Here is an 8,183-nt window from a genome sequence, read left to right as displayed (position 1 = left end):
GGTTCTTTTTTAAAAAAGCCCTGATTATTTATTGCAAATGGTCAGGGCTTTTTTATTTTTTATCAACCCCGGTTTAGGAAATACCATATTAATGATTTTTGCAGATAACATCTCCCTTGCCTATGGCAAGCGGGTCCTGTTCAAAGATGTCAACATCATGTTTAAACCCGGCAACTGTTACGGCCTCATTGGGGCCAACGGTGCCGGAAAAAGCACCTTTTTAAAAATTCTTGCACGTGAGCTTGAGCCGGATACCGGAACGGTTTCCGTCGGGCCCAGGGAGCGGATCGCTGTTTTGCGGCAGGATCACTTTGCTTTTGATGACCATGGGGTGATTGAGACGGTCATCATGGGGCATGAAAAGCTGCACCGCCTTAAGGCCGAACGGGAGGCCCTTTATGCCAAACCTGATTTTTCCGAAGCGGACGGCATCCGGTCCGGTGAAATTGAGGTCGAGTTTGAAGAGATGAACGGGTATGAGGCTGAAGCGGATGCGGCCGTGCTCCTGAAGCACCTGGGTCTTGACGAAGCACTGCACGCAAAAAAAATGAAAGAGCTTGAGGGCGGCGAGAAAGTCCGGGTTCTTCTGGGGCAGGCCCTGTTCGGCAATCCGGATGTCCTTCTCCTTGACGAACCCACCAATAACCTGGATATCCAGGCCATTGCCTGGCTCCAGGAATTTTTGTTCCGGTTCAAAAATACCGTGATTGTGGTTTCCCACGACCGGCATTTCATGAACCAGGTATGCACCCACATTGCCGATATTGATTTCAGCAAGATTTCTGTGTATGTGGGCAATTATGATTTCTGGTACCAGGCCAGCCGGCTCAACCTGAAGCAGAAATTAGCGGACAATAAACGGGTGACGGAAAAGGCCGAAGAGCTCAAATCCTTTATCCGCAGGTTTTCCTCCAATGCGTCCAAGTCAAAACAGGCAACATCCCGGAAAAAGCTGCTGGATAAGCTGACCATTGAAGAGCTGCCCGTATCGAGCAGAAAATATCCATTTATACGCTTCAAACCTGAAAGGCCTTGCGGAAACATTATCCTGGAGGTCGAGGGCCTTTCCAAGAGCATTGAGGGTGAAAAAGTTCTGGATAATATTACGTTCACGGTCAATAACGGAGATAAGATTGCCTTTGTGGGCCCAAACAGCCTTGCCAGAACCGCACTTTTCGATATCCTGTCAGGAAAAATGCAAGCGGATGCAGGTGCCTTCAGGTGGGGTGTCACCACCAGTCGTTCCTATTTTTCCAAAGAGCATGCGGCCTTTTTTGAGAAGGACCTTAATCTGATCCACTGGCTGCTGCAGTTTGCCCCGCCCACCGAGGGAGAAAGCTTTGCCAGAACTTTTTTGGGGCGGATGCTTTTCTCGGGTGAAGAGGCCTTGAAAAAGACCCATATGCTCTCCGGCGGCGAAAAGGTCAGATGCATGCTGTCCAGGATGATGCTGTCCCACTCCAATGTCCTGATGCTGGATGACCCCACCAACCACCTGGACCTCGAATCCATCACCGCCCTTAATGACAGCCTGGTTGAATTTCCTGAAGTGATTCTTTTCACCTCCCACGACCATGAGTTTATCAACACCATTGCCAACCGTATCATTGAGATAACGCCCGACCGGATCATCGACCGCCTCATCTCCTATGATGAGTACATTGAAAGCTTGGAAGTCGCCCGGTTGCAGGAAAAAATGAGCGCATAGACAAAGGGATGGACGGGCAGGCAGAAAAAGAGTATGAAAACCGAATATGATGTGGTGATTATCGGGGCTGGTGCCTCCGGTCTGATGTGCGCGGCCCAGGCCGGAAAACGCGGGAGGCGTGTAATAGTTCTGGACCACGCCCCTAAACCCGGGCGCAAGATCCTTATGTCCGGCGGCGGCAGGTGCAACTTTACCAACCGCCGGGTCAGTTCCCAAAATTATATTTCATCCAATCCGCATTTTGTAAAATCTGCGCTCAGCCGGTACCGGTCACAGGATTTTATTGACCTTGTCCGGCAATACGGGATCCGCTTCACCGAACGGGAACACGGCCGGTTGTTCTGCACGGGCAGTGCAGGGCAGATTCTTGATATGCTGCTGGCAGAGTGCCGCAGCGCCGGTGTCTGCCTGGCATTCAAAATAAGTATCACCGGCATTGAGAGGCCGGCTTCTTCATCCAGGGGGTTCCGGATCTGTATAGCCAGGGAAAGCATAGAGGCATCATCCCTGGTCATTGCCACCGGAGGGCTATCAATGCCTGCAGCCGGGGCCACGCCGTTCGGATACAAGGTCGCCGGGCAGTTCGGCATTCCTGTGGTAGAGCCCAGACCCGGCCTTGTGCCTTTTACCGTTCAGCCCGAGGATAAAGCGGTTCTGGCACTACTGGCCGGAATTTCAGTCAAGGCCCGTGTTCGCACGGGATCTGCCTCGTTTACAGAACAGCTTTTGTTTACCCACCGGGGGTTGAGCGGTCCTGTGATCCTCCAGGCCTCATCTTTCTGGCAGCCCGGTGCCCGGCTGACCATTGATCTTTTTCCGGATGGAAATCTGGGAGAGCTGCTGGAAACACTACGGCAGACCCGGTCAAAACGCCATTTAAAATCCGTCCTGGCCGAGCATCTTCCAACACGGTTGGTCCAGGCCCGTATAGATGAAAAACTGTTGAAAAGCCCTATTCACACTCTTTCCCGCCATGGGCTTGAACGTGTGATAGACGAAATTCACGCCTGGAACATCCAGCCCGGCGGCACCGAAGGATACAGAACTGCCGAGGTAACCGTCGGCGGAATAGACTGCCGCAGGTTTTCTTCAAAAACAATGGAATCCCAAGATGTTCCGGGACTTTACGCCATCGGCGAAGTGCTGGATGTCACCGGCTGGCTGGGCGGATACAATTTCCAGTGGGCATGGTCTTCGGCCTGGGCCGCCGGACAGGTGGTGTAGATTTTTTAGGGGGGTATCAATGGTTAACCCTCAGCCCATCATCCGGTTGATGACAATCCTGTGGGCCTTTCCAAATTCCATAATTTCCTCGGGCTTAAATTCTCCGGCAGTGTAAGTTTTTAGGAACGCCGGGACCGACAGCATATACAGAATGTAGGAAAGATGGCCGGAATAACCGGTGTTGTCGACCTTTTGAAGCGCTGCAATGGTCTGATCCGCCCGTTCCATTACCTGACGACTCACCGCCGGGGGGGCATCCGGGCTGCATACATGGGCGGAGTAAATTCTGCGGCAGGAAAAGGGCCGGTCCTCATATATCATACAGGCGTCATTTTTCATAAGGAACGGACAGGGAACCGTTTTGCCTGTTTTCCGCTGCTTTATTTCATTTCTAAAGGCCTTGGTCAGGGTTTTCTGCCGGCTTTTTGGCATTTTTTCCATGGCCTTTCGGATCGCCATTCCCTCCAGGGTCGTAATGTCGATGCTGCCGGCTTCTTTGCAGCAAAAACTGCAGCCCCGGGTGCAGGCCCGACCCTTAACCAGGTCGCGGGTATCCGCATCAAAGGCTGCGTAAATATTTTTTAACTGGGCACATTTGTCTTTCATATTTCTCCGGTTCGTTAATTGGTTTCAAAATCAGCCCATTATCCACTTTTACGGGGCGGGCAGGCAGGATTACTGCATATGATTTATGAAATGTTGGGGTTTAAGGTCCACCGGATAAACCAGCCCGATTCATCCTGATCAAGACAGACAATCCCTGAATTTTGAAATTTCAGAACTTTGGGAGTTTCCCGGCCGGCAGTCAGGTATGCGGCCAGTTTTTCCATATAGGGAAGATGGCCCACCACCATATGGTTGGAACCGGGGTCAAGCAGGCTGGCAAGGCTTTTCACATCATCCATGGCAGATATATCCGCCATCTGTTCAATGCCGAGATCGGGATAAAGGTGTTCAGCCATAATCCGGGCGGTCTGTGCCGCACGTTTCTTTCCGGAATGGAAAATTTTGGAAATTTTAACGCCATAGCCGGCGGCCACTTGGGCTATTTTCAGGGTCTCCTCACGGCCCTTTTCAGACAATCCCTTTTCAGGGTCTTCGGTTTTGGGCAGACTTAGCCCGTGCTGTACAAGAAATACCGACATGCAGTCTCTCCTTTGGGGTTATTTGATGAAGCCATAGTAGTTAAGTAATTCCAGTGCGTCAACGTCAAAACCCAACAAAAATGAGCCCTCCACATGCATTTGAACGGTTTTAAGTTTTTCAAAGAGAGGTCCGCCAATGAAGAGCTGTGATCCTGTTTTCCATCTCCATGCAGTGGGTTGCAGAATGAAAACTTTTGGGTCACGTGTCGGAGCAATGCGGAAATCTCATTGATTTTATTGGATTTTCATGTGATAGTTCGGCCGGTCCAGGCGAAAATACTTTCATAAAAAAAAAAAACTGGTATATTATCCGCATGCAACCGTTAAGAACTTTTCCTTACATTCCCTTGAAAATACCTCGGTATAAGATATTGAAAAGGCTGGGGTATCAGCGTCGTCAAAATGAAATCTCACAACGGATGATGTCCGAGGTGGACAAATGGATCACCTATGCGGCAGACCATATCCATCTCAAGGCCACGGCCTGCATCCGGGACATACAGATTGATCACGCGAACGGAATCGTTGCTTTAGAGCAATCCGATACGGTCTTTGAAAGCGCCGGGTTTAGCCGGTTTCTGGGGAAAGCCGACCAGTTGCTCATGATGGGCATTACCGGCGGTCAGGCGGTTGCCGATGAGATTAAACAGCTCCAGGAAGATAAAAAGATGACCGGGGCCGTGATCGTGGATGCTGCGGCATCTGAAATTGTCGATGAAGGGTTTGACTGGCTGATGGCATTGTTCAACAAAGAGCTGGTCAGGGAAAGAAAGGCATTGAAATTAAAACGGTTTTCTGCCGGTTATGGGGATTTTGACATCCGGTTCCAGGCAGACGTATATCATATTCTTAAAATGGAAACGCTTGGGGTGGCCATAACGGAAACCTGTATCCTGGTGCCGGAAAAAAGCGTTACCGCTTTTTGCGGTATATCAAAAGTGACGGGGGAGTAGAGACGACATGGGGGAAAAAGACAAAAGCATACTGGAGATTATTAATAAACGAATTCTTATCCTGGACGGTGCCACCGGCACCGAGATGCAAAAACGCGGCCTGCCCCCCGGGGTCAGCCCGGAATTGTGGTCCATGGAAAATCCCGAGGTCTCGGCCGACATCTACCGCGCCTATGCCCGGGCGGGTTCAGATATGCTGTACACCTGCACTTTTGGAGGCACCCCATGGAAGCTTGAAGAGTTCGGCGCTGCCGATAAAACAGAGCAGATCAATTGCAAGATTGCACAAAATGCGGTGAAAGTGGCTGATGAACTGTTGGAACGGGAAGGCATTCGCCCATTGATCGTCGGGGATATCGGCCCCTGCGGCCGGTTTATCATGCCCTTTGGCGACCTTGATTTTGAACAGGCCATTTTGGGGTTTAAACGCCAGGTCAGGGGGTTGATTGACGGCGGCGTAGATCTTTTTGTCATCGAAACCCAGATTGATATCCAGGAGAGCCGGGCCGCCCTGCTTGCGGTCAAAGAGATTTGCGGCGGGTTTACCATGGTCTCCATGACCTTTGATGAAACCGGGCACAGCTTAAACGGTACCACCCCCGAGGCCATGGCCGTCACCCTTGAAAGTTTAGGGGCTGATGTGGTGGGCGTCAACTGCTCCACCGGTCCCAAAGAGATGCTTGACATCATTCGGCGTATTCGAAAGATGGTACAGATTCCGGTGATGGCCAAACCCAATGCGGGGATGCCTGTCATAAAAGACAATGAAACGGTTTTTCCCATGGCTGCCGATGACTTCAGAACGTTCGCCAAGCCCTTTGCCGAAGCCGGCGTCAATATCATGGGGGGCTGCTGCGGCACCACGCCTACGCATATAGCCAAACTGGCCCAAAGCATGGAAGGGCTTGTGCCTTTGGAAAGAAAGCCTGTGGAAACGGCCATGCTCTCCTCGGCGACCCAGGCGCTGATTACAGGTTCAAACAGCACCATCCGCATTATCGGTGAACGCATCAACCCCACCGGAAAAAAGATTCTGCAAGGGGAGCTGAAAGCGGGGAACATGGCCTATGTGCGCAACCTAGCCCGGGACCAGGCCGCGGCCGGGGCCGACCTGCTTGACATCAACGCGGGTATGCCCGGGATTGATGAAAAACAGACCCTATTAGATATCATTTCAAGTGTGGTGCCGGTGGTCAGTCTCCCCCTGGTCATTGACTCCTCGGACCCGGATGTTGTGGAAGCTGCCGTACGCTATTATCCGGGCCGGGCGTTGATCAACTCAATTTCAGCTGAAAAAGAAAAACTTGAACGTCTTCTGCCGGTGGCAGCCAAATATGGGGCCATGCTCATCGTGCTGCCCCTGGCCGACAATGAATTGCCGGACAAGGCAGAGCGAAGAAAAGAGTTGGTCATGGAGATTGCCGAACGGGCTGCAGCCTATGGGTACAAAAATAAAGACCTGGTTGTGGACGGGCTGGTCATGACCGTATCGAGTAATCCCCAGGCCGCCAAAGAGACCCTTGCAACCGTCAAATGGGCCTCCCAACAGGGGTTCGGCACGGTTCTCGGGTTGTCCAACATCTCGTTTGGCCTGCCTGAACGCGGGTGGGTGAATGCCTCCTTTTTTGCCATGGCTGCCGGTGCCGGCCTCTCCTGGGCCATTGCCAACCCTTCCCATGAGCTTTTGATGAATACCAAAGCGGCCTCGGATGTTTTAACCGGCCGGGACCGGGATGCCCTGTCATATATCCAGCGATTTGCCAAAGATAAAAACGCCGAAAAGAAAAAAGAGACAACGGCCAAAAAGAAAACGGATCTGCCCGTGGAAGACCAGATTGTTGAAGCGGTGATCGAGGGCCGACGGGAGGATATTGAACGGCTTTGTAATCAAGCCCTTGAAATGGGAATTGCCCCGTCCGAACTGCTGGAAAAAAAGATGATCCCGGCCATCATGACCGTCGGTGAATACTATGATGCAAGAAAGTATTTCCTTCCCCAGCTGATCGCCAGTGCCGAGACTATGCAAAACGGGTTTGCCGTTCTTCAACCCGCGCTTCAGGCGTCAGGTTCCAATAAAAAAAAGGGCACCCTGGTCTTTGCCACGGTCCAGGGGGATATCCACGACATCGGAAAAAACATCGTGGTGCTGATGCTTAGAAATTTTGGGTTTGATGTGATTGATCTGGGCAAGGATGTCACGGCCGAAAAGATCATTGAGGCGGCCCAGACCCACAAGGCCGATCTTATCGGGCTGTCAGCCCTGATGACCACCACCATGGTGCGCATGCCCGAGGTCATTGCCCTGGCAAAGGAGAACGGGCTTGGGTGCAAGGTCATGGTGGGCGGCGCCGTGGTGACCCGGGAGTGGGCCGAATCCATCGGCGCGGAATATTCTTCCGATGGGGTGGAAGCGGTTAATGTGGCGGCCCGGATCTGCATGGACAAGGGATAGTGCATACCCAATGCTGGAACTGTCCCACACGCCGGGCACACAGAGACAACTCTTCAAAAAAAAGAGTCTCGTTGATCTTTTGCCACGGCCTTGCCAAGCAAAGAGTTCTATTCGGCGGTGGCCCTGCCGGTGGAACGTTTCAAGTTGTAGCCAATAGCATCCAGGTTTTTAAACCCATCAAAGAAGTCAAAGAGTTTAAGGTTCAGGCCCAGTCTTCCGGCGGCTCAACTGAACATTTAAGAAAAACAAATACCGGCAGACAACAGATGAGCGTTGTTTATTCCGGGCATGTTTACCAGGGACGCCATGGTCTGTTGTCAAACGATATCGGCAAATATGAAAACGTACTGGCCGTGGCATCCCTTTACGGCGCACCGGCACAGCTTGTTGTACACAAAGGTTCGGGCATCAAAAGCACCAAAGATCTTGCCGGGAAAAAAGTACCGGGAAAAAAGTAGGTGTCGGCAATGCCGGTTCAGGCTCGTTTGCCAATTGCGAACTCTTTTTCAAACACATGGGGGTATCGGATAAAATAGAAAGAAACGCCATGGGATACGATGATGCCGCCCAGGCTTTTGGCAACAATCAGCTTGACGCATTCTGGCTGTTCACGGCATTCTATTTCTGATTAAAAGAGGTAGTTTATGAAGTAATGCAGGACTCAATCACGAGTTTCAATTCCACATTGGTCTGATTAAAAG

At 51.6% G+C, this 8,183-nt stretch carries 8 protein-coding genes; 6 read left to right on the top strand and 2 right to left on the bottom strand.

The window, feature by feature from the left end:
* Nucleotides 1-91: 91 nt before the first annotated feature.
* Both B3D59_RS02080 and B3D59_RS02075 read left to right on the top strand, forming a co-directional pair.
* Complete coding sequence (locus B3D59_RS02080; protein WP_286817422.1) at nucleotides 92-1,708, top strand: ABC-F family ATP-binding cassette domain-containing protein; 1,617 nt, start codon at nucleotides 92-94, stop codon at nucleotides 1,706-1,708.
* 33 nt (nucleotides 1,709-1,741) lie between these two features.
* A complete protein-coding gene (locus B3D59_RS02075; protein ID WP_286817421.1) occupies nucleotides 1,742-2,932 on the top strand; it encodes an NAD(P)/FAD-dependent oxidoreductase in 1,191 nt (396 codons plus the stop codon).
* A gap of 30 nt (nucleotides 2,933-2,962) precedes the next feature.
* Here B3D59_RS02075 and B3D59_RS02070 read toward each other — a convergent pair whose 3' ends face one another.
* Together B3D59_RS02070 and sixA are read right to left on the bottom strand one after the other, a co-directional pair.
* The gene (locus B3D59_RS02070) at nucleotides 2,963-3,538 is read right to left on the bottom strand and encodes a YkgJ family cysteine cluster protein (protein ID WP_286817420.1); all 576 of its coding nucleotides are present in this window, start codon (nucleotides 3,536-3,538) and stop codon (nucleotides 2,963-2,965) included.
* A gap of 83 nt (nucleotides 3,539-3,621) precedes the next feature.
* Complete coding sequence (gene sixA / locus B3D59_RS02065; RefSeq protein ID WP_286817419.1) at nucleotides 3,622-4,077, bottom strand: phosphohistidine phosphatase SixA; 456 nt, start codon at nucleotides 4,075-4,077, stop codon at nucleotides 3,622-3,624.
* Nucleotides 4,078-4,496: 419 nt separating this feature from the next.
* Between sixA and B3D59_RS02060 the strand changes: the two genes are divergently transcribed.
* From B3D59_RS02060 to B3D59_RS18405, 4 genes are read left to right on the top strand one after another with little or no spacing between them, the layout of a single operon-like run.
* Nucleotides 4,497-5,030 carry a hypothetical protein gene (locus B3D59_RS02060; protein WP_286817418.1) on the top strand — a complete coding sequence of 178 codons (534 nt, stop codon included), beginning with the start codon at nucleotides 4,497-4,499 and terminating at the stop codon, nucleotides 5,028-5,030.
* Nucleotides 5,031-5,037: 7 nt separating this feature from the next.
* Nucleotides 5,038-7,482 carry a homocysteine S-methyltransferase family protein gene (locus B3D59_RS02055; RefSeq protein WP_286817417.1) on the top strand — a complete coding sequence of 815 codons (2,445 nt, stop codon included), beginning with the start codon at nucleotides 5,038-5,040 and terminating at the stop codon, nucleotides 7,480-7,482.
* Nucleotides 7,482-7,940, top strand: coding sequence for a TAXI family TRAP transporter solute-binding subunit (locus B3D59_RS02050; protein ID WP_286817416.1), 459 nt, complete (start codon nucleotides 7,482-7,484; stop codon nucleotides 7,938-7,940). Before B3D59_RS02055 ends, B3D59_RS02050 begins: the two co-directional genes overlap by 1 nt.
* 56 nt (nucleotides 7,941-7,996) lie before the next feature.
* The gene (locus B3D59_RS18405; protein ID WP_414646509.1) at nucleotides 7,997-8,110 is read left to right on the top strand and encodes a hypothetical protein; all 114 of its coding nucleotides are present in this window, start codon (nucleotides 7,997-7,999) and stop codon (nucleotides 8,108-8,110) included.
* The last annotated feature ends 73 nt before the right edge of the window (nucleotides 8,111-8,183 follow it).

Source organism: Desulfobacter sp. UBA2225 (genome assembly GCF_002348205.1).
GTDB classification, from domain to species: domain Bacteria; phylum Desulfobacterota; class Desulfobacteria; order Desulfobacterales; family Desulfobacteraceae; genus Desulfobacter; species Desulfobacter postgatei.
The sequence above is the reverse complement of the archived record's forward strand: the minus strand, read 5'-3'. Positions and strand labels throughout refer to the sequence as shown.

What these genes read in the sequence shown, in the direction of transcription:
- B3D59_RS02080 (WP_286817422.1), top strand. Translation starts at nt 92, where the DNA reads ATGATTTTTGCAGATAACATCTCCCTTGCCTATGGCAAGCGGGTCCTG.
- B3D59_RS02075 (WP_286817421.1), top strand. Translation starts at nt 1,742, where the DNA reads ATGAAAACCGAATATGATGTGGTGATTATCGGGGCTGGTGCCTCCGGT.
- B3D59_RS02070 (WP_286817420.1), bottom strand. Translation starts at nt 3,538, where the DNA reads ATGAAAGACAAATGTGCCCAGTTAAAAAATATTTACGCAGCCTTTGAT.
- sixA (WP_286817419.1), bottom strand. Translation starts at nt 4,077, where the DNA reads ATGTCGGTATTTCTTGTACAGCACGGGCTAAGTCTGCCCAAAACCGAA.
- B3D59_RS02060 (WP_286817418.1), top strand. Translation starts at nt 4,497, where the DNA reads ATGATGTCCGAGGTGGACAAATGGATCACCTATGCGGCAGACCATATC.
- B3D59_RS02055 (WP_286817417.1), top strand. Translation starts at nt 5,038, where the DNA reads ATGGGGGAAAAAGACAAAAGCATACTGGAGATTATTAATAAACGAATT.
- B3D59_RS18405 (WP_414646509.1), top strand. Translation starts at nt 7,997, where the DNA reads ATGGGGGTATCGGATAAAATAGAAAGAAACGCCATGGGATACGATGAT.